Origin of the sequence: Paenibacillus sp. CR_12, assembly GCF_041953985.1 — a bacterium.
GTDB classification, from domain to species: domain Bacteria; phylum Bacillota; class Bacilli; order Paenibacillales; family Paenibacillaceae; genus Paenibacillus_AQ; species Paenibacillus_AQ lautus_A.
Window position 1 is genome coordinate 494,865 of the sequence record NZ_JAVFHO010000001.1, and the last position, 26,037, is coordinate 520,901.

Consider the following 26,037-nt stretch of genomic DNA (forward strand, 5'->3'; position numbering starts at 1 on the left):
TTTCTGTACTGGGGTCCCCGCAAAGTATTCGGAATAAGCATCGAAGCATAGGCTCCACTTTGTGGGGCTTTCTGTACTGGGGTCCCCGCAAAGTATTTGGAATAAGCATCGAAGCATAGGCTCCACTTTGTGGGGCTTTTTTTAGGTCAAAATCTTGCACATGGCTGGTCATAATCCCTCCTTCTTGACGATGGCGGATGTATTACTATAATGACAACTTACTAATTGTCGAGGTGATGCTGCATGGAGGCTGTACAACAACCAGTGCCGAAGAGCCGGCGGAAGTTTTGGACTCCCAAGCGGAAAGAGGCTTTGATCGGGTGGCTGTTTCTGGCCCCGGAAATCGTCGGGATGCTGCTACTAAACGTGTTTGCTCTTGGATTTTCTTTGTATTTGAGTTTATCCGATTGGGATATGCTGTCGGGCGTCCAGGGGATCGAGTTTACCGGATTTGATAACTACATCAAGATGTTCCATGATCCGACCATTATTCAAGCGATAAAAAACAATTTGATCTATATGGTTCTTACGGTGCCGATCCCGATTGCCATCGCTCTTGTGCTTTCGGTTTTGATTCATAACAGCGTGTTCTTCAAGAGTTACTTTAAAGTCGCGTTTTTCATTCCTTATATCTCTTCGATTATCGCAGTTGCTGCGGTATGGAGCGCATTATTCCACCCATCGCTGGGTCCTATCAACCAGTTTCTGATGGATCTCGGGATCAGCAATCCGCCGAAATGGCTGGTCGATCCGAAAACGTCGCTCTTGGCGATTTCGATTATCAGTTCCTGGGCGGGCTTGGGCTACACGATCATTATCTATATGGCCGGGCTTACTAACATTTCGAATGAAATTTATGAAGCGGCGGATATTGACGGTGCCGGTGCAATTAAAAAGTTTTTTGCGATTACGGTTCCGATGCTCCGTCCGACAACCTTCTTCCTGTTAATTACGATGTTGATCGGCTCGTTTAAAGTGTTTGACATCATTGCCTTTTTAACGGAAGGCGGCCCGAACAATTCTTCTACCGTGCTTGTATTCCGCATCTATGAGGAAGGCTTTCAATATTACAATATGGGATACGCTTCGGCCATTTCCTGGCTGCTGTTCGCGATTATCGGCCTGATTACCGCGCTCACCTGGAAAATGAGAAATGAAGAATAAGGAGGGAGAGGAATGTACATGCAGCTGCTTCGAAAAAACGCGTCCAAAGTGGTAGTCACCTTTATCATGGGGGCATTGTCCATTGTGTTTCTCGTTCCGCTCATCTGGATGATTTCCGCGGCTTTTAAATATGAGAAGGATGTTATGCGATTCCCGATTCAATGGATACCGGAAAAGGTGAATCTGGCGTACAATTTCAAGATGGTCTGGATGGGAAGAGTTCCCTTCTATGATTTCTATTTCAATTCTTTTAAAATAGCGATTATTACGACCCTAATCACCCTGATTATCTCATCTATGGCAGGTTATGCGCTAACGAAGATACGATTCAAGGGACGGAATCTTGTTTTTATGGCCTTGCTCTCGTTCATGATCATTCCGGATCAGGCGACGCTCATTCCGCGGTTTCTGCTCATTCGCTGGTTTGGACTCTACAATACGCATGAGGCCATCATCTTCATGAGCATGTTCTCGATTTACTTTACGTTCCTGCTGCGCCAATTTATGAACGGGATCAGCGATGAATACTTGGAAGCGGCGAGAATTGACGGAGCGGGTCATCTGCGGACATTTGCTTCCATTATGGTTCCGCTGTGCAAGCCTGTGCTGGCTACGGTGGCGATTATTAAATTCATATGGACCTGGAACGATTACCAGAATCCGCTCATCTTCTTGCTGGACAAGGACTTATACACGATTCCGCTGGGGATGACGCTGTTCCGTGATGACTACACCAACAACTATGCCATTATGATGATGGCGTCAGTCTCGGCAATCATTCCGCTGGTCATTGTGTTCATCGCATTGCAAAAGCAGGTTATAAACGGCATTGCTTTGGGCGGGGTCAAAGGTTGATAAGAAGTCTAAAGTCAAAATTCAGAAGTTCGGAAAGTCAAAAATGTAATCCTAGAACCTCAAAATTGTGCACTTGATCGGCCATGCTGGTGCCTATAATGAACATGAAAACAGCACCACAACTAATTTATCTGTGCAGGGGGAAGTAAGATGAAGAAAAAAAGCAAACACAGATTATCCGTCATTCTTAGCACGATCCTGGCGAGCACCCTGGTATTAAGCGGCTGCGGGAAATCCGGGTCGGAAACGAGTGCCGGGGGGAACGGTGGAAGCGGTCAGACTGACAAGCAGGTTACCGTCAAGTATTACAACTGGGATAACGAAGCTCAACAGGCGGGTACGGACGCCATGCTCCAGGAATTTATGGATCAGAATCCGAATATCAAGGTCGAGCATGTGGTTCTGGTTCCCGGCGATTCCGTGGAAATGTTGAAAAAATTGGATTTCCTGATCTCATCCGGTGAAGCGATCGATGTTATTCAGTTCCCAAGCTTGGGCGGAGTTCTCGAACGGGCCTCACGTGGAGCCCTTGCTCCCCTGAACGAGTTCTATGAGCAGGAAAGTCTCGTTCCGGAAGACGAATACTTTGTCAATGCCAAGCTAGAGGACAAGTATTATGGCATGCAGTACACCAAGAGCACGAACTATGTGATGCTCAACAAGGATGCCCTGGATGAAGCGGGACTTGAGGTTCCGAAATTCGGCTGGACGTGGGATGATTACCGCGACTATTCCAAAAAGCTGACCAAGGGCGAAGGCGTTGACAAGCGTTACGGTTCTTACTTCCATACATGGGAGCTTTATATGAACGCTCCGGCGCAAACCATGATGAAGGATCCGTTCGTATATGAGGACGGAACGACCATTCTGGCAGATCCGACCTACAAATACTTCTTCCAGCTCCGCAAAGATATGGAGGAGACGGATAAGTCGGCCAAACCTTACAGTGACGTGCTTGCCGCGAAGCTGAACTACCGTACTGAATTTTTCAATGAAGAAGCTGCTATGATTCTTACAGGTAACTTTACGGTAGCGGATCCGGGCAATACCGAGCAATATCCGCATGATTTCAAAACAGCTTTCGCTCCTGTACCTGTGCCTCCTGCGGGATCGGAACCTAAAGAGTATGAAGGAAAATACTTCACCAGCGGCAACATGCTGGCGCTGGGTGCCAATTCCACCAACAAGGAAGCATCCTTCAAGCTTATGAGATTCATGACAACAGCCGATTCGGACAGCAGACTCGAGTTCTCTGGCTACAAGAAAGCGAATAACGAAGAATTGTTGACAAAGCTGGTTGCCGGTAAAGAGGATAAGTACGATATGGAGTCGTTGAAATATACGCTGTTTAGCGATGAAATCCAGTATCTGGATGCAGCCAAAGTCATGATGACGGATACTTCGGAATTGACCAAGATCATTAATGACGGCTTTGCGAAATTCATGCTCAGCAACGAGCCGATTGATGAGGTTCAACAATGGATGGTCGATGAAGCCACCAAAATCATTAACGAAAAGGCGTTGTCAAGTAACGGGGCAATGCACGAGGTATGAGAATCCTGGTAGGAAACGGGTTTCGGGGGGCCATTTAACGGGCTTCCCCCAAGCCCTTTTTTTACGACTGGTGAGAGTTGGAGGGGAAGTTATGTCCATTTCAAGAAAGCTTAAGGACCAGCTTGTTGTTCCTTCGCTGGAGCAGCTAGCCTGGCAGGACCTGGAGCTCGGGATGTTCTGTCATTTCGGTATCAATACGTTCTGCAACCAGGAATGGGGGGAAGGCAAGGATGCTCCGTCTTTGTTTAATCCGGACCGACTGGATGCCAAACAGTGGGTCCGATCCGCGAAGGAAGCCGGATTCCGTTATTTCATATTGACGGCCAAGCACCATGACGGCTTTTGCCTGTGGCCGACAGCGACGACGGACTACTCCGTAGCCTCGAGTCCGTGGAGGGAAGGTCGGGGCGATGTCGTTAAAGAATGCGCGGATGCATGCCGGGAAGAGGGCATCGGCTTCGGTATTTATGTATCCCCTTGGGACAGGCACGAGCCGAGTTATGGCGACCCGCAACAGTATGATGACTTTTACTGCAGACAATTGGAAGAATTGTTATCAGGCTATGGCCCGTTAGTGGAAATTTGGTTTGACGGCGCGGGGTCGGAAGGCCGCGAATATGACTGGCCTCGAATCATGGAACTGGTCAAACGATATCAGCCCCGTGCCATGGTCTTTAACATGGGGGCTCCTACGATTCGTTGGGTCGGCAATGAGGATGGGGTGGCGCCGTATCCTTGCTGGAACACGGCCGATTCATCGCGGGGCAGCATGTTCAGTGAGGAATCGTTGAAATGGCTGCCCGAGACGCCGGGCTGGGTGCCCGCGGAATGCGATGTTCCGATTCGAAAAGACCGCTGGTTCTGGCATCCGGACGAAGAACACTTGCTGTTGTCCGTGGAACAGTTAATGGATATCTACTATCGATCGGTTGGACATGGGGCAACCCTGCTGCTCAATGTCGCTCCGGACCATAGAGGGCTGTTTCCGGAAGCCGATGTAAAACGGCTTCAGGCATTTGGCAGTGAGATTGAGCGTCGGTTTGGTCATGCCCTGGCTGAAAGCTCGGGATCGGGCGAGGTCGTTGAATTGTCTCTTCCTAGCGCATGCGTGATCGATCATGTCGTTGTTATGGAGGACATTGCTTACGGGGAACGGGTAAGCCAATATGTGCTGGAGGCCTTCATCGATGGAGAGTGGCTTGAGCTTACACGCGGCAGCGCGATCGGACACAAGAAAATCGATGCCTTCGCTCCGGTATCTGCCTTGAAGGTGCGTTTACGGGTACAGAAATCGGCGGCAAGCCCGAGAATCAAAAACATCGCGGTTTATTATTGCGGGCAATAAGCCTTGGATTTTTACATGAGGTGGAGGAAAGCTGAATGGGAATGCTGACATGGGAGAACGGACAATACTTGTTGGACGGACAGCCGTACCGGATCATATCGGGAGCGATTCACTATTTTCGTGTCGTCCCTGAATATTGGGAGAACAGGCTATTAAAATTAAAGGCCTGCGGCTTTAATACCGTTGAAACTTATATCGCATGGAATGTGCACGAACCCCGGGAGGGGGAATATAACTTTAGCGGTATGGCGGACGTCGCATCGTTTATCGAATTGGCCGGGAAACTGGGCCTGCACGTCATCGTCAGACCCAGCCCTTTCATCTGTGCGGAATGGGAATTTGGTGGGTTGCCGGGCTGGCTGCTTGGTTATGGAGAAATACGGCTTCGCTGCAGCGACCCGCTCTATTTGAGCAAGGTGGATCATTATTACGATGTGTTGATCCCCCAATTGGTTCCGCTGCTATCCACGCACGGGGGGCCGATTCTGGCTGTTCAGGTTGAAAATGAATACGGCAGTTACGGCAACGATCACGCTTATCTGGAGTATTTGCGCGAAGGACTGGTGCGGCGCGGCGTCGACGTGCTTCTCTTTACTTCCGACGGGCCAACCGACGAAATGCTGCTCGGCGGGACGCTTAGCGATGTGCACGCAACTGTGAATTTTGGTTCCCGGGTTGAAGAATCCTTCCGCAAATACCGGGAATATCGTACGGAAGAGCCGCTGATGGTGATGGAGTTTTGGAACGGCTGGTTTGATCACTGGATGGAGGACCATCACGTGCGGGATGCCGCGGATGTCGCCGGCGTCCTGGATGAAATGCTGGAGAAGGGCTCCTCGATGAATATGTACATGTTCCACGGGGGAACCAATTTCGGCTTTTACAGTGGAGCGAATCACATCCAGGCCTATGAGCCTACGACGACAAGCTACGATTATGATGCCCCTTTGACGGAATGGGGGGATAAAACGGAGAAATACGAGGCGGTCCGGAGGGTGCTCAGCAAGCATGGGTTTGCGCCGGGTTGTGCCTTCCCCGAGCCCGTTCCAAAAGCAGCCTACGGAAAGGTTGCGCTGTCTGAAACGGCCGGCCTGTTTACGGAATCCAATCTCCAGCATTTATCAGAGCCGATAAAAAGCGTATGCATTCAGCCGATGGAAAAATGCGGACAGTCCTATGGTTTTATCATGTACAGCACATTTATCCAAGGACCGCGGCACGGACAGCAGCTGCATATTCAGGAGGTTCGTGATCGCGCCCAGGTATTCCTGGACGGTCGTCCGCTTGGGGTCGTCGAACGCTGGAATTCAAAGCCGCTCGATATTACCGTACCTGCAGACGGAGCGAGGCTGGATATTCTCGTCGAGAATATGGGTCGGGTCAATTATGGGCCCCTGATTCGCGATCCCAAGGGAATCACGGAAGGCGTGAGAATCGATAACCAGTTCCTGTACGACTGGACGATCCGGACCCTGCCGCTCGAGCCGGAAAAACTGTCATCGCTCTCGTATACGCCGGTTACGCAGGAAGGGCAGGCGCGGCAAGAAGAACCGTCCATGCCGGAGAGGGGCGACGCGGGTCTGCCAGGGTTTTACCGTGGATGCTTCGAGGTGGAGGAGATCGGAGATACGTTTCTTCGCTTTGATGGCTGGACGAAGGGCGTCGCCTGGATCAATGGCTTTAATCTCGGCAGGTACTGGAAGGCGGGACCGCAGAAGGCATTATATATTCCCGGACCTTTACTGCGCAAAGGGGAAAACGAGCTGGTTCTTTTTGAACTGCACGGCAGTCCCGAATGCTGCGAAGCAGAACTGTCAGATCAACCGGACCTTGGACAGACCGCGGCAGTGGACGAAGCTGTGCTTAATTTCGTTCAGGACGGAGAAGACAAGTAGCTCACAGCGACAGGATAATTTTCAGTTCATCGTGTTAAAAAAGCGCGGCCAGAGAGAATCTCTGGCCGCGCTTTTTTGTTAGACGTGCCCTGGAAGAGGAGGCCAATGTCAGAAATGTATACCTCGTTTATGTCAAAATGCTTAAAAAGCATAATATATCCAACTCCGGGAACAGTAGAGGAAAAGATAACTGAAGGTAACTTGAATTCCTTGTAGGGAAAGCTGGCCGTGCAGGCACGAGGAGTCGTTTCCATGATGATGAAGAATTTAACGCCGGGCGAAGCCCCGCAAGAAAATTTGCCGGCATCCCTGACGATATTTATTGACGATTTGAAGAACCGCTTCGGACAAAGCGGAGATATTATTTACCGCGAGCTTCAACTAGGCGCCATACCCTCGGTCATGGTCTATATTGAGGGGATGGGAGATCCCCGATATCTAATCGAAGCGATTCATGCCGATATGCCGCTGTTCATGAATCTCCCCGACCAGCGTCCGGAAGAACGCATGAAAATGCTGCAGGAACTGACGATCACGATGGGAAAAGTAGGAGAAGCCCGGACCTTTCAAGAGGTTGAAAAGAAATTGCTCTCCGGCAATACGATCATTTTCATGGATGGAACCGCCACCTCCCTGTATGTGGGAACGGAAACGCTGAAACAGCGTGGAGTGGAGGAAGCCAGCTCGCAATCCGTGGTAAGAGGTCCGAGGGAAGGCTTTACCGAGTCGCTTCGAGAGAATACGGCTTTGGTCCGGCGGAGAATTCAAAGCCCTAAACTGCGCTTGGAAGAGAGAACGGTGGGCGAGCACACAAATACGCAGCTGGCCGTGATGTACATGGAAGGATTATGCGATGTCGATGTACTGAACGAGCTGCGCAGAAGACTGGATGGAATCAAGCTGGACAGCGTCCTGGAGAGCAATTATATCGAGGAGATGATTCAGGATCATCGCTACAGCCCTTTTCCTACGGTATATAATTCAGAACGGCCCGACGTCATTGCGTCTGCCATTTTGGAAGGGCGCATTGCTATTTTCTTAGAAGGAACGCCCTTTGTTCTGGTGGTTCCCGCCCTGTTCGTCCAGCTGTTTCAATCGAGCGAGGATTATTACCAGCGGTGGGATTTTGCCAGCTTGGTTCGACTGCTTCGATACTTATGCTTCGGAATAGCTCTCCTTACTCCCTCCCTGTATATTGCGATTACCACGTTCCATCAGGAAATGCTGCCGACCAACCTGTTGACCAGCTTAATCGGACAGCGGGAAGGGGTTCCCTTCCCTGCATTCATCGAAGCGCTGATCATGGAGATTACGTTCGAGATTCTGCGCGAGGCGGGCATTCGGCTGCCTAAATCGATCGGCCAATCCGTCTCCATCGTAGGTACGCTGGTCATCGGGCAAGCCGCCGTGGAAGCGGGTCTCGTATCGGCCGCGATGGTGATCGTTGTGTCCATGACGGCGATTGCGAATTTTGCCCTGCCGGCTTTCAATATCGGAATCTCGGTTCGGATCTTGCGATTCGGGCTCATGGGAATCGCTGCGTCATTCGGATTGTACGGGATGATCATCGGCATGATCATCATCGGCCTCCACCTATGCAGCCTCCAGTCCATGGGGGTTCCGTATATGACCTCATTCGCCCCCATAAGATGGCGGAGCCAGAAGGATGCCTTGTTGCGATTGTCCCGTCACAGCATGAAAAAATACTTGACCAAATCCAAGACATAAGCCGTCAAATAACGAGGACTTGCATTCGAAGTCTCTATTTCATACAGAGGGGACTGGTTATCGTGTTGGAAAGAAAAATACTACTTTCAGTCCTGCTCGTATTATGCTTGACCTTCACCCCTGGATGCTGGAGCAGAAAAGAACTGAATGAGCTGGCCGTCGTCATGGCGCTTGGCATCGACACCCATGAGGATGGGTATGCCATTTCTGCTCAGGTGCTTAACTCCGCCGAGGCCGGCTCCAAAAAAGGCGGATCGATGGGCAGTCTTCCGGCCGTAACCTATAAGTCCGTCGGCAAAACCATACCCGACGCCCTGCAGCGCATGTTGAGCATGGCCCCCCGGATGCCGTATCTGTCCCACGTTCGCGTGTTGGTATTCGGTGAAGATCTGGCCAGGTCAGGGGTCAGCGATGTCCTCGATTATATCTCCCGGAATCATCAGCTTCGAACGGACTTCTTTATGCTCGTCGCCAAGAATGGAAAAGCTGCGGAGATTCTGGAGGTCGTTACGCCATTCGAATATGTTCCGGCGAATTCGCTCTATTCCTCCATTCTGATCTCGGAAAAAAAATGGGCGGCGACGGGGAAAGTCACTTTGCAGCAGTTCGTGACGGAGCTAAAGCGCAGCGGGTCAGACCCGGTATTATCCGGAGTCCAATTAAGCGGCAGTTTAGCTGAAGGCCAGTCCATGGAGAACGTGAAGCAAATCAATCCTTCCACGCTTCTTCAGCACACGGGGCTCGGCGTGTTCAAGGGGGACCGGTTGGTCGGATGGCTGGGGGAACCTCCCAGCAAAGCCGTCAATTATGTCCTGAATAGAGTCGACACCACGACGGGATTCATTGCATGTCCGGACGATGGTATTGTCGGATTCGCCGTGAACCGGGCGGACACAACGCTGGACGTTAAGCTCAATGCGGATGGAACCCCCGCTTTTTCCGCCGAATTGGAGATCGAGGCCGACGTGAATGCCGTTCAATGCGCGATTGATATCAGTCAACCTGCGGTCATCGACGAATTGGAGAAGGACATCGAGGATAAATTTAATGCTAATATTCGGAAGCACATCGGGCTGGTCCAGCAGCGTTATGGAGCCGACGTTTTTGGATTCGGCGAGGTTCTGCACCGAAAATATCCGGACGTTTGGAAAAAATACCGGGATCATTGGGGCGAAAGCTTTAAAACGATGAGTATCCGGGTGGACACCGATGTAGCGATCCGCCGGGTCGGATCCATCATACAACCCTTAAACCAAAAGGTGGATGAGCCGTGAATTGGCATTGGTTATTCATATTCTTTCTAGCCGTCGTCTTCGTTACGGAAACCCGTCATCTTCTGAAGCTTCGCTCCATCCGGGACATCATCGTATTCTATGCGGTATGGGGAGCAACCTTGCTGGCTTTGATCGGAGATATGATGGAGGTGCCTTATTTAAGGCCGCTGGACTGGATCGGCGCCTTGGTGCAGCCCCTGAGCGGATTGATCTCATAATGAGAAAGGGTTTGGTAATACGTGATCAAATACAAGGATATCGCACCGCGGCAATTTTATATACTGGCATTCGGTTTGACCATCGGTACCTCGATCCTGGTTACGCCTTCCGGATTAGCGCATACCGCCCGGGAAGATGCGTGGATGGCCTCTCTCTTCAGTTTGCTCATTAACCTCCTCATGGTCGTGCTGTATATAGCCATTGCGCGCCTCTATCCCGGCCAATCGATCTTCGAGATCCACGAAAAGGTGCTGGGGAAGCTGCTGGGCAAACTCTTCTCGCTGATCTATCTGTTTTATTTTTTGATTCTAACAGGTACTTTGCTTGGCAACTTGGGCTTTTTTCTGAGCAGTGAAATGATGCCGGAGACCCCGATCGAGGCCATTCAAATCTTGTTCTTGATAGCGGCCGTCATGTGCGCCAGAATGGGCATCATTCTGTTGGCCCGCGTCGGTGAATTGATGTTTCCGTGGATCGTATTTCTGTTTATGGTTCTTGTCCTCTCGCTAATGCCCCAGATCGATTGGAACCATATCAAGCCGATGCTGGAGGAAGGCTGGATGCCCGTGGCTAAGGCCGGTTTCCATTCTTCCATGTTCCAGGAGCTGATTGTGTTAATGGTATTCCTGCCCTTGGTCAAAGGAGAGAAGGAAGGGGAGAGGGCAATGATGCGGGGAGCCGCTTCAGGCGGGCTCGTCCTTAGCATTACCGTCCTGCTCAGCGTGCTAATTTTGGGGATTGAACAGACGGAGAACAGCACGTTTCCGGCATATGCACTTGCGAAGACGATTAATTTAGGAAACTTCTTTCAACGTGTCGAAGGCATATTGATTACGCTGTGGATCCTGACTTTTTTTATCAAGATTTCTCTCCTGTATCTTTCGATTCTTCAAGGCATGAAAACCGTATTCGGTCTGAAGGACCAGAATTCGTTAATCTATCCGTTGTCCGTGCTGTTTGTCATCGTGGCCTGGAATACATACATCAACACCGTTTATGTCGCCGACATCATTCAGAACGTATGGTCAAGCTATGCGCTCCTCCACTTGATCGTGATTCCCATCGTCCTCTATCTGGTCGGGATAACGCGAACGAAAATCCTCAGCTTGAAATGAAACCAGCATGGTATGGAAAAAGCCCGAAAGCCGGGGCTTTTTTTGTTTTTTATCTGCATGGACATGATTTTTTTGAAAATGACTTGAAAGTGACGTTGCGTCATCTTGTATAGTGGAGTTACCGGAGAACTCAAGAAAGCAGGTGATGAAATCGATTCCCATTCAAGAATTGTCCAAACAGACGGGCATTACGGTAAGAACGCTTCGCTATTATGATCAGATCGGCCTGCTGATTCCGGCAGCCAAGACTCCGGGTAAACACCGGATATACAGCGAGGAGGAGCTAAAGAAGCTGCAGCAAATTCAGTTTCTGAAAAAGCTGGGCTTCAGCTTGCAGGAAATTTCGGATATGATTTCGAACCCGGAATGGAACTGGTCATCCAGTTTGATGAATCAGTTGGACTTCGTGAAGAATGAACAAAACAAGCTGAACCAAATGGAATCCGCGCTCCGCGCCGTCCTGCATAGCATCGCCGTGGAAGGGGAGACAAGCTGGGATGTGATTCAGAAGCTGATCCATCTCTCAGGAAGAGACCCCTCATTAAAGCATGCGTTCCGACAACAAATGTTTGAGAGGCGCGAAGAAGAGCTGCTGGACCTTCTCCCGAATATGAACAGCACAGATCCGGATTCGCTTGAATGGATCGCTCTGCTGGGACAGCTTAAAAAGCGCATGGAGAACGGACCCGGTTCTCCTGAAGTACAGAGGATCATCAGACGCATGGACGAAAAACGCCGGGAGCATTTTGAAGGCGAAGACCCCTTCGTGGATAAATTGTGGGAGATCCGCAAATCTCCTGCGCAGTCCGAGCAGATGGGCTTGTATCCCATTGAGGAAGAGCTTCTTCAGTTTATGGAGCTGGCATTTAACATCTATGCTGCAGGACTGGAAGAAAAACTAGACGAAGAGGGGGAGACATCATGACAACGGAACTGCTGCTCTCCGTAGGTGCGTTGTCGCTCTTGGATACCTTGAGCCCCGCCACGCTCGGCGTAACGGTCTATTTGCTGTTGACGGAGCGAGATCGGTTGATCACCCGATTATGGGTCTATTTGTTTACGGTGGCAGGCTTTTATTTCCTGGTTGGTGCCGCACTGATGCTCGGTTTGGATGCTGTTCTTCAGAGCGTAACAGGCATTTTTCAGAATCGAACGGTAAGCTGGGTTATGGCTGTTACCGGCGGCGTTTTGTTTGCAGCCAGTTTTTTTGTCCCAACGAAAAGGACGACGGAACCGCGGCGTCCAAGATCCAAAAGCCTCGGGGCGATGATCGGGCTGGGCTTCACCACGTCCCTGCTGGAGGTGGCAACGGCACTGCCCTATTTTGCGGCGATCGGTCTCATGACATCGGCCAACTAACGCCGGTTCAATGGGTACCCCTCCTGGCTGCGTATAATGTGATCATGGTGCTTCCTCCGCTCCTATTGCTCGGTGCACACCTTGCATTTGGCCGCAACATGCAGCGTCCGCTGGAGAAGCTGCGGCTGAAAATCGCCCAGAACTCCGGATCGGTGCTTTCGTGGGTTTTGTGCATTGCGGGACTGATTTTGGTGCTGAACAGCATAGACAACTTATAATGATCGCCTCTCGTTCTTTTCGTTCCCGGCTTCCGAAACCGAGGAGCCTGCTATGTATTCATATGAATCTCGTTATGATATATTTATCGCAGGGTTCATCGACCGTCAGACACCTCGGTATAAGGTTTGCTGAAGATGTGCTTTGATCCAGCAACACAGCTCCAAACATGATAGGGGGTTATCCATTGAGCACACGGATTTTAGAACGGTTAAGAGAAGAGACGGCAGCGCAGCATGAACAAATCGAACAGAATCCATACGCGAAAGCTGCATTCGACCAGACCCTGACGATTGATCAATATCGATCGTATTTAGCGAAGTTTTACGGATTCATTAAACCGGCCGAAACGAAGTTTATGGCAGAGGATGCCGTTAACGATATGGGATTGGATATGTCGATTCGGATGAAGTCGAAACATTTGGAAGAAGATTTGATGCATCTGGATATGACTCAGGATGAAATAAATCAGCTTCCGCTGTGCAGCCGGCTGCCCGAGCTGGGCACGCCTGCGCAAATATGGGGGTATCTCTATGTGATGGAGGGGTCCACGCTCGGTGGCCAAATCATCACGAAACAACTGATGAAGTTCTTGCCCGTGAGTCCAGAGTCGGGCATTCGCTATTTCCACGCATACGGTCAAGAGACCAAGCCAAGATGGACCGAATTCCGGGAAGCGCTGCTGTCGAGCGGCTTGAAGGATTCCGATGAAATCATCGATTCGGCGAAGGAAACGTTTCGTTTGCTGGATGCTTGGATCCGAGATTCGGCATAGACATCACAGTCATCTTATTTAAAATAATAGAATCGCATGGAAGACCGTGATGAGAAACCGCGTAATAACGCGGTTTTTTGTGTTGGTTCTTTTCAGATCATTCATATGACAAGGCATGATCGGCAAGAAGGAAGGAGAGTCTTCATTCATCATCTCAGCTCTCTCGCTATAGCCGCAGGCTATAACTAGATATAGCTTATTTGAGTTACACTATATCGGGCAATACGTGATATCTTTCTTGTAACAATTTGTATAGGAGTGTTACATAGATGGCAAAAAGCAGTGTACTGGGATATCCGCGTATAGGCGCTGATCGGGAATGGAAGAAAGCTTTAGAAGCGTTCTGGGCGGGCAAGCTCGAAGAATCGGAATTTCACAAGCAGCTGCAGGAGATTCGGTTGAATCATTTGCGCAAGCAGCAAGAGAGCGGAATTGATCTGATCGCCGTCAATGATTTTAGTTATTACGATCATATCCTGGACACGGCCACCATGTTCGGCATCGTACCCAAGCGGTTCCCATATGAGGGCGGCATTGTTCCATTGTCTGTATACTATGGGATTGCACGCGGCACGAAGGATGCTACAGCAAGTGAAATGACCAAGTGGTTTAACACCAATTATCACTACATCGTGCCGGAATTGGACGGAGCTGTTCCGGTTCTTACCGAGAATAGGCCGCTTGCAGCCTATCGGGAGGCCAAAGAGAAGCTCGGCATTGAAGGCAAGCCGGTCATTGTCGGTCCGCTCACCTTCTTGAAATTGTCCAAAGGCTACCAAGCCTCGGAAACGGATGCCTGGCTTGATAAATTGCTGCCTCTGTACGTTCAGATCCTTCGGGAGCTCGCACACGAAGGCGTTCAATGGGTACAGATCGACGAGCCGATCCTGGTTACGAAATTAAGCGAAGCCGATCTGGAGCGATTAAACACCATCTATGAAACGTTTGCGGCTTCGGCACCCGGCCTAAACATCATGCTGCAAACCTACTTCGAATCGGTGGAAAACTACCAGGACATCATCCAGCTGCCGGTTAGCGGCATCGGCCTTGACCTGGTGCACGGATACAAAGGCAATCTGCAAGCCATCCAACAATCCGGATTTCCGGCGAACAAAGTTTTGGGTGCGGGGATCATTGACGGACGCGGAATCTGGAAGGCCTCGCTTCGCGAGAAGCTGTCGCAATTGGAGGAGCTGACGAAATATGTGGCCGCCGAGCGCTTGATCGTGCAGTCTTCGTGCAGCTTGCTTCATGTACCGGTGACGGTAAGCAAGGAAACGAAATTGCAGCCTGAACTAAAGGACGCTCTCGCTTTTGCAGACGAGAAGCTGATTGAATTGGATCTGCTGACGAAAGCCATCTCCACGGGAGCTGCCCGGATCGCGAATGAACTGGAACATAACGACCTTGCGCTTCAGGCGCTTAAGCAGTCGGAAGAGCGTAATCGGCTCGATGTTCAGCGAGCTGTAGCCGAGGTTAGCGCTCAGAATCCGGCTCGCAGTCTTCCATTCGAGGAGCGTCATGTCGCCCAACAGAACAAGTGGAAGCTGCCTATATTCCCGACGACGACCATCGGCAGCTTCCCGCAGTCAGCCGAGGTGCGCAAGGCTCGCCAGGCGTGGCGCAAGGGGGACTGGAATAACGAGCAGTACGAGCAATTCATTCACGAGCAGATCGAAATTTGGATCAAGCTTCAGGAAGAGATCGGTCTGGATGTGCTTGTGCACGGCGAGTTTGAAAGAACGGATATGGTGGAGTTTTTCGGAGAGAAGCTTGGAGGATTTGCCTTCACCCAGTTTGGATGGGTGCAGTCCTACGGCTCCCGCTGCGTGAAGCCTCCTGTTATTTTCGGCGACGTGGCATTCGAGCAGCCGATGACGGTAGAAGAAACGAAATATGCGCAGTCGAAGACGAGCCGTCCCGTGAAAGGAATGCTGACCGGGCCGATCACGATCATGAACTGGTCGTTCGTACGCGAGGACATCTCAAGGGAACAGATTGCGTACCAATTGGCTTATGCCCTCAGACAGGAAGTCGAGGCGCTCGAGCAGGCCGGCATCGGGATGATTCAGGTTGACGAACCCGCAGTCCGCGAAGGGCTGCCGCTGAAGGAAGAAGATCAAGCCGAGTATCTCGCATGGGCTGTAAAAGCCTTCCGCATGACGACCTGCACGGTGCAGCCGACCACGCAAATTCACACGCATATGTGTTATTGCGAGTTCCATGACATGATCGATTCGATCGAGGCGATGGATGCCGACGTCATCTCGATCGAAACCTCGCGCAGCCATGGCGAGCTGATCCATAGTTTCGAGGTGAATACGTATAAACTGGGGATTGGGCTCGGGGTATACGATATCCACAGTCCGCGGGTGCCTCGCGTGGAAGAGATGACCGGCATGATCGAACGGGCACTGCGCGTATTGGATCCGAAGCTGTTCTGGATCAATCCGGACTGCGGCCTCAAGACGCGCGGCAAGGAAGAAACGGTTGCCTCCCTTCGTAACATGGTTCAAGCCACGGAGATCGCCCGTTCGTCCTACTCGCTGAACGTGTAGCAGCCGCAGATTCAAACCTTCGGCGGTTCGATTGAGGTCGATATCACGTTGGACGTTTCGGGTGATTACTGGTCGCACTGGCTTAATGGATATAATTAAGATATGAATTTCGGGAAAGCCGCACCTTGTGCGGCTTTTTTTGTGCTGTAGGATGTATCAGCTCCAAACCTATGAAAATAGTTTTCACAGTTTTGTTTCGGACACAAGTTGTTGACATCTTGGCAAAATCGTTGTCACATCCGGCCTTTATATTCTTCTTATGGAATCGTATCTAGCACGATCACCCAGAAGGAGGAGCCATGATTGATCACAAGAAACGCAAAAAATTCCCCATCCTATTCTATGTTCTGCTCATTGCCATCATGTTTATTGTCGGATTCAGATTGGTAGTCAACACAGGTGCATCCACGGTGGAAATGGTACCGGCATCATCTGCCAAACGCGCGGAGCCCTACCAAACACTTCCTGCCATGCCCAATCATCAAGGGACATTTCGGATCGTCATCGACCCGGGCCATGGAGGCAAAGATCCCGGAGCTACTGGCGTCAGCGGCGCTTATGAGAAGGCGTTCAACCTGTCCCTTGCCGGACGGATTGCAGCCCTCCTTGAGGAGGATCCTATGTTTGAGCCTCTCTTGACGCGCACGGATGACCGTTTCATCGAGCTGGAAGAACGGGCAGCGATCGCGAATGATTGGAATGCGGACGCCATGATCTCCATCCATGGCAACACGTATACGGACCCCATGACGTCGGGGACCGAAACCTTATACCGGCATGAGGACAGCATTCCTTTGGCCCAAACCCTGCAGGAGCATGTAGTGAAGGCGCTCGACCTGCGTGATCGCGGTGTAAAGGAAGAGCAGCTAAAAGTGCTGTCTACACCGACGATGCCAGCCGTGCTGATCGAAGCGGGGTATCTGACCAATGCCGAGGATGAACGTTTGCTGCTGAGCGATGAAGGACAAGAGCTTGCGGCACAAGCCATCGTGGAAGGGCTCAAAGACTACTTTACGGGCTCGGAACGACTTTCGTATGAGCTGCAAGCAAAGGGGGATTTAGATAAACCGCCCGGGCCCACTTTAAACGGGACCGGGAACCCATCCATGGAGAAGAAGGTGCACTTTAACGGATCGGCAAAAGACGGAAAACAGGTCGCCCTCACGTTCGATGATGGCCCGGATGCCGTTGTTACGCCCCAAATCCTTGATATTCTAAAGGAGCATCATATTAAAGCTACCTTTTTCATATTAGGAGACCGGGCGGAGAGACATCCCGAGACCGTGCGGCGAATTGCAGAGGAGGGGCACGCGATAGGAAACCATTCCTGGTCGCATCCCAACTTCAAGGAGTTAACGATGGAGGAAGCGACGAAGCAGATAACGGATACGCAGGAAGAACTGAACCATATTATCGGTTATCGGCCATCCTTGTTCAGGCCTCCTTACGGCGCTTTGGATGCGGACAAGGAGAAGGCTATACAGAATATGGAATTAGCGATCGTGAACTGGTCCGTGGATACGATGGATTGGTCAGGGGTGTCCGCACAGGAGATCATGAGGATCATCGACACGCAGTTGAAGCCCGGAGGCATCATTCTTCAGCACACCGCCAACGGGAAGAATCAACTTGCCAACACGCTTGAAGCCCTGGAGTTGTTCATACCGGATTTGAAAGACCAAGGCTATTCATTCGTCACCGTACCAGATCTGCTGCATTTGCCTGAATCTCAGCCTGAATGAACTTGTTACTATAGATGGATTTATCATAAGCAGCCCGTATATGCTAAAATCGATTCATTAAACCAGGTCAATGGAAAGAATGGAGACTTCATGATAAAAACAAAAATTCTCATTATCGAAGATGAGGAGCCGATCGCCGATCTGCTGGCTTATGGCCTCGCGATGGAGGGTTTTGAAACCCGTACCGCGTCCAGCGCTGCCGCAGGCTTTAGGGAGCTTGCGGCTTTTCGTCCCGATCTGCTGCTTCTGGATTGGATGCTGCCCGACCAAAGCGGGCTCGATATATGCAAAAAAGTAACAACGGACTACAACATCCCCATATTCATGATTACGGCAAAATCCGACATTACGGATAAAGTGCTCGGTCTTGAATTTGGTGCCGATGACTATATTACGAAGCCCTTCGATCTGAGGGAGGTGGTCGCCCGAATTCGCACGATCCTCCGGCGGCTGGATCAGGCGAACCAGGGGGATAGGGAAGGGGCGCCGGAAGCCGTGATCCGCTTTAAGGGCATCGAGATCGTAACGGAAGAGCGACTGGTCAGGAAAGACGGAAGCACGGTCGATCTTACGCCGAAGGAATTCGACCTGCTCATGACCATGTACGGTCACCGGGGGAAGATTTATACCCGCTCGGAACTGCTGGATTTAGTCTGGGGTTATGATTTCATGGGGGATACGCGGACGGTGGATACGCATATTCAGAGGCTCCGCAAAAAATTGGATGCCGGCGATCTGATCACAACCGTATTCGGCATCGGGTATAAGTTCGAGAAGCAGGCGGAATAAGAGATGATCCGGACCATCAGAGCCAAGTTTATTGTTGGTTTTTTTGTGATCTTCAGTCTGTCGTTCCTCGTACTTAATCAAACCGTCAAGGAGATCATTCGGACAAGCAATCAGAAGATCGTAACTTCCGATCTGGTCGGACTTAAAAACAACAGCAATGTATATGTAAGGCAAGCTTTCCTTATCAATCATTTTACGAACAATAAGCTATATTTCGGGCAGATGGCCGAGGAAATGGTGAATGATTTGAAGCATGCTACCTCCAGCCATGTCAGTGCGTACACCGTCGACGGCAAGTTGCTGTTCTCATCGGACGAGAGACGATTCTCGGGACCCTCGGATGCGGATCTTCGCCAAGCGATCGAGGGAAAGACGGCCTATACCATCACCTATGGCCGAAACAGCGGAACCGTTCTCTATTCATATCCGGTTATCATCGACGGAGTCAAGGTCGGCATATTGAGATTTACCAAGGATTTTACCCTGCTCTACGAACAAAGCGGCCGGATCATGGACATTATATTTTACATTGCGCTGGCCATATTCGGAGCAGCGTTCCTGTTCTCGTACCTGCTGTCCAGGAATATTACCATACCGTTAGTGAAGCTTACCCGCGCTTCCACTGAAGTAAAGAACGGGAACCTGGATGTTCGAATCCGGTTTCGGCGAAGAGATGAAATCGGCGAACTGGCTCTGAATTTCAATGACATGATCGACCGGATCGGTAGCCAGATATCCACGATTGAGCGTGATCGGGATCGCTTGAAGGAGCTTAATGCGCAAGAGAAACGTTTTTTTGACAATGTGACCCATGAACTCAAAACGCCGCTCACCTCCATTCTGGGTTATGCCGAGATCATTCGGGAGAAAGGGGATGACGATCGGGAGTTCTTCGATAAGGGCATGAATCACATCGTTGAAGAAAGCCGACGTCTGCATGGCATGGTGCTAAGGCTGCTGGAAGTATCCCAGCACAACCCTGGAGAAGAGGATGTAGAGCTTGTGGATTCGGGTAAAATTTTGCGCGATGTAGTTGACTCCATGTCGTTCCGGGCCAAGCGCTATAAAAAGAGCATCGTTTGCGAGGCAGAGGAAGGGTCCTTCGTGCTTGGCCAGCCAGACCGGCTGCGCCAGCTCTTTATCAATCTTCTGGATAATGCCATCAAATATAGTGCAGCCCAATCGGAAATAACCGTCAAGGCTGAGCGTTCGGACGGAAGCGTTCGTTATACCTTCGATAATCCCGGAGAGCCCATACCGGCGGACGAGCTTGCAAACGTCTTTCAGCCGTTCTACTCGGTGAGCCAGAAGCAGAAGGAAGAGGGCAGTGTGGGTCTGGGCCTCAGTATCGTTAAATCCATCGTCGATGATCACGGCGGAATCATCCGTATCATCAGCGAGAATTTTCATACTGTCGTCTACGTTGAAATTCCTTATGTAAAGGCGGGGGCTGTCCAATGAGATATCGTTATAAAGAGCTTGTTTTATGCATTGCTATTGCCTTGATTATACTGACAGGCTGTGCAAGCGGACTGCAATCAGAGACCGTCATCATCCCCGGCACGGAAACGGATCAAGCCGTGGTTGAGGGAAGCCGGCCATTCCAAGTGAAGACGATTTATCGAATGCCAGAATCCAAGGAACAAGGGGAATTGCTCGGCTGGTCATCATCCGAGTCGGTGGTCGGTCTTTTTTATGAAACCGAAGCAGTAAATGCGGCGAAATTGAGCTTGCAGCGTTTTTCCCCCCCGTACGAGCGAGCCGACCATTTGTTGGAGATTGAAATGAATAAGTTCTCGTATCAATTATCCCCCAATGGAAAATATGTTTCAGGAATTGCCAAAACGGATGAGGGCGTTGTACTGCAATTGACAGCATATCCGGGCGGGGAGGTGGAAAGCCTCGAAGCTACGACGGAAGCCAATCAGGAGCTATGGTTTGAGGAGCCGGCTTGGTCCGGCAACAGCCGGTTCGTAAGCTATATGGTGATGGAATCAAACAAAAGGCAGTCCAGTATCGGGATTTATGATACGGAATCGGAATCGGCACGTGTTCATCGGTTGAAGGGTCTTGAAACGGAAGCCCTTCCCTTGAAAGTGATTGTCTCGGATGACGGGAAGATGGCGCTCATCGTTCTGGATGAATACGGTCACGGTCGTCGAATTGCTATGGGAGCCGTCAACGGCAATACGATTGATGTTCAGTATGAGCATGAAATCGGGGCAGACCAAGCCGCATGGTTGAACGACGACCAATTCGTGTTTTTAGGAACGGAGGGAACCTTGTACGTATATGACCGCAGAAATCACGAGCTGTCCATTCTGCTGGAGAAGGTGGATAGCTTCGAGTTCTCGCAGGATCGCAAATATGTCGCCTATTCCCAGAACGGGGAGGATACGATTTATGCAGGTAAGCTTCAAGGGAAGAATGTACTGAGCGCAGAGCCCATCTATCATGGGGTCATACCTTCTAAGATGTATTGGAGTCCGCACCATCGCCGGCTGCTCGTGAACGGCCGCAAAAATTATTCCAAAGAGAAGGGACCGGTTGCGGTCGAACCCACGGATCAACAGCCATTTATAATCGAGTTCAAGTAAAGGGCTGAGGGTTCTTCGACCACCCGAAGCGATTTTTCATGAGGCGACAGATTGAACGGCTAGGCGTTCGGTCTGCCGCTTTTTTCATGGATTCCAAGAGGACATTCATGTCCATTTAGAGATTTGGCGTACTTTCGAAGAGAGGATTGACAGATCAAACCAAAAGATGTTAAATTATCCGGCAACTAAACCTTGGCCGATGGGGTTTATATTATGAGAGCGCCGCACGATTAACGTTCATTAGTGAAGGGGGATATGATAAAAGTGAGTAAGATCGCCCGTAACCTAAAGGAAATCAAGGCGGTATCGCGATGAGTGACAGGTCATGGCGGATTTTTTTTGCAATCGTGGCGTTGATCATATTGTCGGGAGCGGTCCTTTCATTAGTTCAATCCAGAACGACCTACAAGGAGTTGATGGGCGATCAGATCCATGACACACAGAAGATAGATCAGATAGTCATTGAGAAAAGGGACAGTTCTTACGATGCGGAGCGACTAAAAATTACCGATCCGGCGACCATTGAACGGATCATGAATAGCTTCTCCGATGCGAAGTTACAAAGGATCGAGCAATACCCAAGAGGGACGGATTACTGGATCTGGATTAATGTCGAATACAAGCCCTTTCAAATACATTATACGGAACCGGATATCGTCCGGATTTCTCCGAATAGAGGCATACATAAGAAATATTCCTGGACCTACAGGATCACCAATGGCTATGATAAGTCGATCATTCAAGATCTCTTTAAGGAAGAATAGCAGGTGACTTCAGACTAGGGCAATTTTGTAATCAAGGCAGAATAAAATTCATGAAAAGATGAGGAACCGGACGATGAAGCTAACCGAACAAAATTTGAGCAAAATGCAGAATATCATCAAGGAGCATCAATTCGAACATGCCGCAGAGTATTTAATCGAGCATACGCGGCAAGGCGTACGATTATCCAAAAAGAAGCTGGAGGACTATGCCGAGTCAAACAACTCGCGCTTTGGCGGTGACCCGGATCTTCCCGAAGCGGTGGAGTGGCCCCTCAATTCGGAGGGACTACCAATGACGTTTCTGGCACAGCTCCAGTTGAAGGATGTGGCAGCTCAGGACGCCACTAGCTCGCTGCCGACAAGCGGAATGCTGTATTTCTTCGTTGGCGTGGATGAACCCGCCTATAACATTGAGCACCGAGTGCTCTATCTTCCCGAGGGTCAGAGTTCGGGAGCGGTTCGACGACGCGCTCCCGAGGAAACCGCGTTAGATGAGGTGTTCACCGGCTACCGTGTGGAGGCCCGAGCCACGCTTGAGCCTCCTAATTATGCTTATGTGGATGATGAGGTTATCGAGGATGAGGAGCATGATTATGAATCATACGAGGAGCTGTGCTTTCAATTGACGGGTCTAAATTCCGGCGACCTCGGGACCATCTTTGGCTATCCTTCGACCCAGCACGGCGATTGTGAGTTTGAGGCTGCATTAATGCTCTTAACCGGTTCAGAGTACAATTACTCTATGGATGCAGCCATGCAGCAGATCACCAAGCATTGCGGCGGCAGCGCGGAACGCGCGCAGCAGGAAATTCAGGATACGGTGCTGCTGCTGGCTGTCGATTCGGACGACGATGTCGGTTTTTGCTGGTGGGATGCGGGAGAACTGCAATTTTTCATTCGAAAAGAAGATCTGCTGGCCAAGAATTTCGAGCGCACGTATTGTTCCCTGTACTCAAGCTGATCGTAATCAAACGAGTTAGTGCGGCAGCAATGGGTAGGAATTCAGCAGGTACATATGGAGGTTATGAAGCCATGAAGGAGAAGGTTTTGAAGGCATACGACAAGCTGGCTGGAGACTACGAACGGCATGTGGATTCGCAGAGCGGGCACAATGCCTTTTACGAGAGGCCGGCCATGCTCCGGATGCTGCCGAAGAACATGGAGCGGATGTCCGTATTGGATGCCGGATGTGCCGCCGGGTGGTATACGGAGCAGTTGATTCAACGGGGGGCTAGGGTGACGGCGATCGATCTGAGTCCGTCGATGATTGAAGCCTGCAAAAGGCGAGTGGGCAGTGAAGCGACCATCGCTGCATGCGATCTGACCGAGACCCTGCCATTTGCAGATGAAGCTTTCGATTACATCGTAAGTTCATTGACGCTTCATTACATTGAGCAGTGGCTGCCAACCTTTCGCGAATTTCAGCGGGTGCTGAAACCCGGAGGCCGCTTGATTTTCTCCGTGCATCATCCCTTTATGGATTTTAAGCATTTTGACCGGCAAGACTACTTTGCGCGAGCGTTGCTGACGGAGATTTGGAACAAACCGGAGTCCGGTCCCGTCGAGGTCGCTTTCTACAGAAGACCGATGCAAGAAATCATCAACGTGACCTCCTCCTGTTTCAGCATCGAAGAGATGGTCGAGCCGCAGCCGAGCTTAGAGCATAAAGACAAGCCGGAGGCGGAGGCCTGGATAGCAAAATGGTATGAGCGATTAATGACGAATCCTCATTTCTTGATCGTGAAAGCCCGAAAATCAAAATAGCAAAAAGGAACCGCGAACCTGCGGTTCCTTTTTGCTATTCACCCGCATGGAGGAGCGTCGGGCAAGAGGACCGAAGTCAGCGGTACCTTTCACGAGAGCGCATCGTTTGCAACAGTAGGTATCAAGCTTCCAACAGATGGAACATTGTTCCGATAGGTGTACTATGGTACGATCGGAATAAGATTCGATCGGTGATCATGGCCGATTCACCACACGCAGATTTGGAGCCTACATAATGGGAACACCTTACTCCGCTGTTATTACGCTGATCGTCACGGCAGGCGTATTGAACATTATCATGGGTCTTTACGTGCTGACAGGACGCTCTAGGCTTGCAACGGTAAAAACCTTCTTCATCTTCAGCATGCTGGCCGCGATTTATACATTCGGTGCTGCACTCGAATTGTCCAGCCGTTCGCTTCAAGAGATTCAGTTCTGGATCAAGTTTGAATATCTAGGGATGCCGTTCTTACCGCCCCTTAATTTATTGATCATTCTGACTTATTTGGGCATGGAACGATATTTGAGACCCGGCCTGCTGATTTCAATGTTTATCATACCGGTCGTAACCCTGCTGCTTGTTATGACCAACGAACGACATCATCTATATTATCGGGATATCCTATTACGGCCGGACGTTTCCGCTTTGAAGGTGGATATCGTGGCCGGACCCTGGTATATCATTCAAGGCGCCTACACTTTCGCCTGCTTGATAGGCGGGGTCGTACTGCTGCTTCGAAGCTGGCGCAAGATGCCATCCTACCGCTTTCAGCTGGGCACGATGCTGATGGGTCTTGTCCTGCCCCTTATCGGCGATTTTCTCTATCTTGGCGGGCTCACGCCCGATGGAATGGACCCGATCCCCGTCATCATGACGTTGACCTCGGCCCTTTATCTCTGGGCGCTGACATCCAAGGGTTTGTTTCATGTTGCGCCGATTGCAAGGGACAATCTCTTTACGAGCATGCGGGAGGGCGTCCTCGTATTGGATCTGGACAACCGTTTGGTTGACTTCAATCCGGCTGCGGCAGCCATGATGCCGGAGCTGAGCCCTTCGGCCATTGGAGAACCGTTACATGAGATGTGGCAGCTTCACACCGCAGAGCCCATTTTCGGTATGGTGGAACGGGAAGGTCCGGATACGGGGGAAGCGGACATTGAAGAGATTCGCTGGCAATTAGGTAACCATTCGCTTCATTATCAGATCAGGTCTTCTACCGTTCGCAACCAGAGAGGACGAGAGGCCGGACGATTAATCGTCCTGATCGACGTGACCGATAAGGCGCGTCTTCAGGAGGAGCTGCGACAGATGGCCTACTACGATGGTTTGACCCGAATCTATAACCGCTCGCACTTTATGAAACTCAGTTACGCCCTTCTGAATCAGGCGGTTCGGAATCGTGAGCCGCTCGTTTTCCTGCTGTTCGATATCGACCATTTCAAACGAATCAACGATGTTTACGGCCACGATATTGGCGACCAAGCCCTGCAGCACATCGTCGAATTAACGCGGAAGACTCTGCGGGCTGAGGACCTGTTCGCCCGTTATGGCGGCGAAGAGTTTGCCGTTGCCATGCCCGGTCTCTCGACATCGGAGGCAACTGCCGCTGCGGAGCGGATCCGTGCCAAGCTGCTAACGCAGCCGATGACTACGCCGCAAGGACCGCTGATGATTACAGCCAGCTTCGGCGTTGCCGCGGTAAAGACAAGCTCCCATAACGGCACAGTCGATGCGGAAGCAGAAGAAGCTTGGTGGGATACTGAATTAAAGAAGGTATTGAAGCAGGCGGATCGCGCGCTATACGAAGCCAAACGCTCCGGTCGGAACACGGTTCGGGTGTCGGATGAGGAGTAATACCAGCATAGACTCAGGCTCAATTGAACCTTCATATGAAAAATAGCGGAATCTATGTGTATAATAGCTATTGGTTGTATAATGAATGCAATGCGATATATCACATCTAAGGGGAGAGAATCATATGTTATGGAATGAAATCACGACACTGGAAGAATGGGACCACATTCTGAAAAAATCCTCCGAACGCGGTCAAGTCATTTTGAAGCACAGCACGACATGCCCGGTTAGCGCCAACGCTTTGGCTGAGTTTGAATCTTATTTGAAAAAGACGCCAAACGGCGATGTGGATTACACCTTGGTCAAAGTCATCGAATCCCGTCCGGTTTCCAATAAAATCGCCGAGGATTTGAACGTGAAGCATGAATCGCCGCAAATCATCTACGTCAAGGACCAAGCGAAGTACTGGACGGCTTCCCATTGGGCGGTAACAACGGAGCACATCACAGCCGTTCTGGACTGAACAACA

The 26,037-nt window shown here is 50.6% G+C and carries 21 protein-coding genes and 1 pseudogene; all 22 read left to right on the forward strand.

Translation table 11 applies throughout. The annotated features are described in order from the left end of the window. Nucleotides 1-243: 243 nt before the first annotated feature. A complete protein-coding gene (locus tag RB297_RS02325) occupies nt 244-1,164 on the forward strand; it encodes a carbohydrate ABC transporter permease (protein WP_096775520.1) in 921 nt (306 codons plus the stop codon). Nucleotides 1,165-1,182: 18 nt separating this feature from the next. Continuing rightward, entirely contained in the window at nt 1,183-2,019 is an 837-nt protein-coding gene (locus RB297_RS02330; RefSeq protein WP_036672869.1) for a carbohydrate ABC transporter permease, read from the forward strand. A 150-nt stretch (nt 2,020-2,169) separates the two neighbouring features. After that, entirely contained in the window at nt 2,170-3,573 is a 1,404-nt protein-coding gene (locus RB297_RS02335; RefSeq protein WP_375119605.1) for an ABC transporter substrate-binding protein, read from the forward strand. Between the two features lie 91 nt (nt 3,574-3,664). Then, on the forward strand, nt 3,665-4,918 hold the full coding sequence (locus RB297_RS02340) for an alpha-L-fucosidase (protein ID WP_096775522.1): 1,254 nt from the start codon (nt 3,665-3,667) through the stop codon (nt 4,916-4,918). A gap of 35 nt (nt 4,919-4,953) precedes the next feature. After that, on the forward strand, nt 4,954-6,813 hold the full coding sequence (locus tag RB297_RS02345; protein ID WP_375119606.1) for a glycoside hydrolase family 35 protein: 1,860 nt from the start codon (nt 4,954-4,956) through the stop codon (nt 6,811-6,813). 252 nt (nt 6,814-7,065) lie between these two features. Then, nucleotides 7,066-8,541: a spore germination protein gene (locus RB297_RS02350; RefSeq protein WP_375119607.1), complete on the forward strand. Its 1,476-nt coding sequence runs from the start codon at nt 7,066-7,068 to the stop codon at nt 8,539-8,541. Between the two features lie 62 nt (nt 8,542-8,603). After that, a complete protein-coding gene (locus RB297_RS02355; RefSeq protein ID WP_375119609.1) occupies nt 8,604-9,815 on the forward strand; it encodes a Ger(x)C family spore germination protein in 1,212 nt (403 codons plus the stop codon). Continuing rightward, nucleotides 9,812-10,033, forward strand: a complete 222-nt coding sequence (locus tag RB297_RS02360; RefSeq protein WP_375119610.1) for a hypothetical protein — start codon at nt 9,812-9,814, stop codon at nt 10,031-10,033. The genes RB297_RS02355 and RB297_RS02360 overlap by 4 nt, the downstream gene beginning before the upstream one ends. A 21-nt stretch (nt 10,034-10,054) precedes the next feature. Then, nucleotides 10,055-11,149 (forward strand): GerAB/ArcD/ProY family transporter, encoded by a 1,095-nt coding sequence (locus RB297_RS02365; protein WP_096775527.1) that lies wholly within the window; start codon nt 10,055-10,057, stop codon nt 11,147-11,149. 145 nt (nt 11,150-11,294) lie between these two features. Beyond that, nucleotides 11,295-12,074: a MerR family transcriptional regulator gene (locus tag RB297_RS02370; RefSeq protein WP_375119783.1), complete on the forward strand. Its 780-nt coding sequence runs from the start codon at nt 11,295-11,297 to the stop codon at nt 12,072-12,074. Continuing rightward, nucleotides 12,071-12,726: pseudogene (locus tag RB297_RS02375) on the forward strand (GAP family protein). Before RB297_RS02370 ends, RB297_RS02375 begins: the two are co-directional and overlap by 4 nt. Before the next feature lie 185 nt (nt 12,727-12,911). Next, complete coding sequence (locus RB297_RS02380) at nt 12,912-13,499, forward strand: biliverdin-producing heme oxygenase (protein ID WP_096775530.1); 588 nt, start codon at nt 12,912-12,914, stop codon at nt 13,497-13,499. Nucleotides 13,500-13,768: 269 nt separating this feature from the next. Next, entirely contained in the window at nt 13,769-16,057 is a 2,289-nt protein-coding gene (metE, locus tag RB297_RS02385; protein ID WP_375119611.1) for a 5-methyltetrahydropteroyltriglutamate--homocysteine S-methyltransferase, read from the forward strand. Nucleotides 16,058-16,356: 299 nt separating this feature from the next. Then, nucleotides 16,357-17,799, forward strand: a complete 1,443-nt coding sequence (locus tag RB297_RS02390) for an N-acetylmuramoyl-L-alanine amidase (RefSeq protein WP_375119612.1) — start codon at nt 16,357-16,359, stop codon at nt 17,797-17,799. A gap of 90 nt (nt 17,800-17,889) precedes the next feature. Continuing rightward, on the forward strand, nt 17,890-18,588 hold the full coding sequence (locus RB297_RS02395; protein ID WP_096775533.1) for a response regulator transcription factor: 699 nt from the start codon (nt 17,890-17,892) through the stop codon (nt 18,586-18,588). 3 nt (nt 18,589-18,591) lie between these two features. Further along, entirely contained in the window at nt 18,592-20,049 is a 1,458-nt protein-coding gene (locus RB297_RS02400) for a sensor histidine kinase (RefSeq protein ID WP_096775534.1), read from the forward strand. After that, nucleotides 20,046-21,185 (forward strand): hypothetical protein, encoded by a 1,140-nt coding sequence (locus RB297_RS02405; protein ID WP_375119613.1) that lies wholly within the window; start codon nt 20,046-20,048, stop codon nt 21,183-21,185. Before RB297_RS02400 ends, RB297_RS02405 begins: the two co-directional genes overlap by 4 nt. Before the next feature lie 311 nt (nt 21,186-21,496). After that, a complete protein-coding gene (locus tag RB297_RS02410; protein WP_375119614.1) occupies nt 21,497-21,949 on the forward strand; it encodes a hypothetical protein in 453 nt (150 codons plus the stop codon). 73 nt (nt 21,950-22,022) lie between these two features. Then, entirely contained in the window at nt 22,023-22,910 is an 888-nt protein-coding gene (locus RB297_RS02415; RefSeq protein ID WP_375119615.1) for a YwqG family protein, read from the forward strand. 71 nt (nt 22,911-22,981) lie between these two features. Next, on the forward strand, nt 22,982-23,713 hold the full coding sequence (locus tag RB297_RS02420) for a class I SAM-dependent methyltransferase (RefSeq protein ID WP_375119616.1): 732 nt from the start codon (nt 22,982-22,984) through the stop codon (nt 23,711-23,713). 235 nt (nt 23,714-23,948) lie between these two features. Continuing rightward, nucleotides 23,949-25,568, forward strand: coding sequence for a histidine kinase N-terminal 7TM domain-containing diguanylate cyclase (locus RB297_RS02425; RefSeq protein WP_375119617.1), 1,620 nt, complete (start codon nt 23,949-23,951; stop codon nt 25,566-25,568). Between the two features lie 124 nt (nt 25,569-25,692). After that, nucleotides 25,693-26,031, forward strand: coding sequence for a bacillithiol system redox-active protein YtxJ (gene ytxJ / locus RB297_RS02430; RefSeq protein WP_009591778.1), 339 nt, complete (start codon nt 25,693-25,695; stop codon nt 26,029-26,031). The last annotated feature ends 6 nt before the right edge of the window (nt 26,032-26,037 follow it).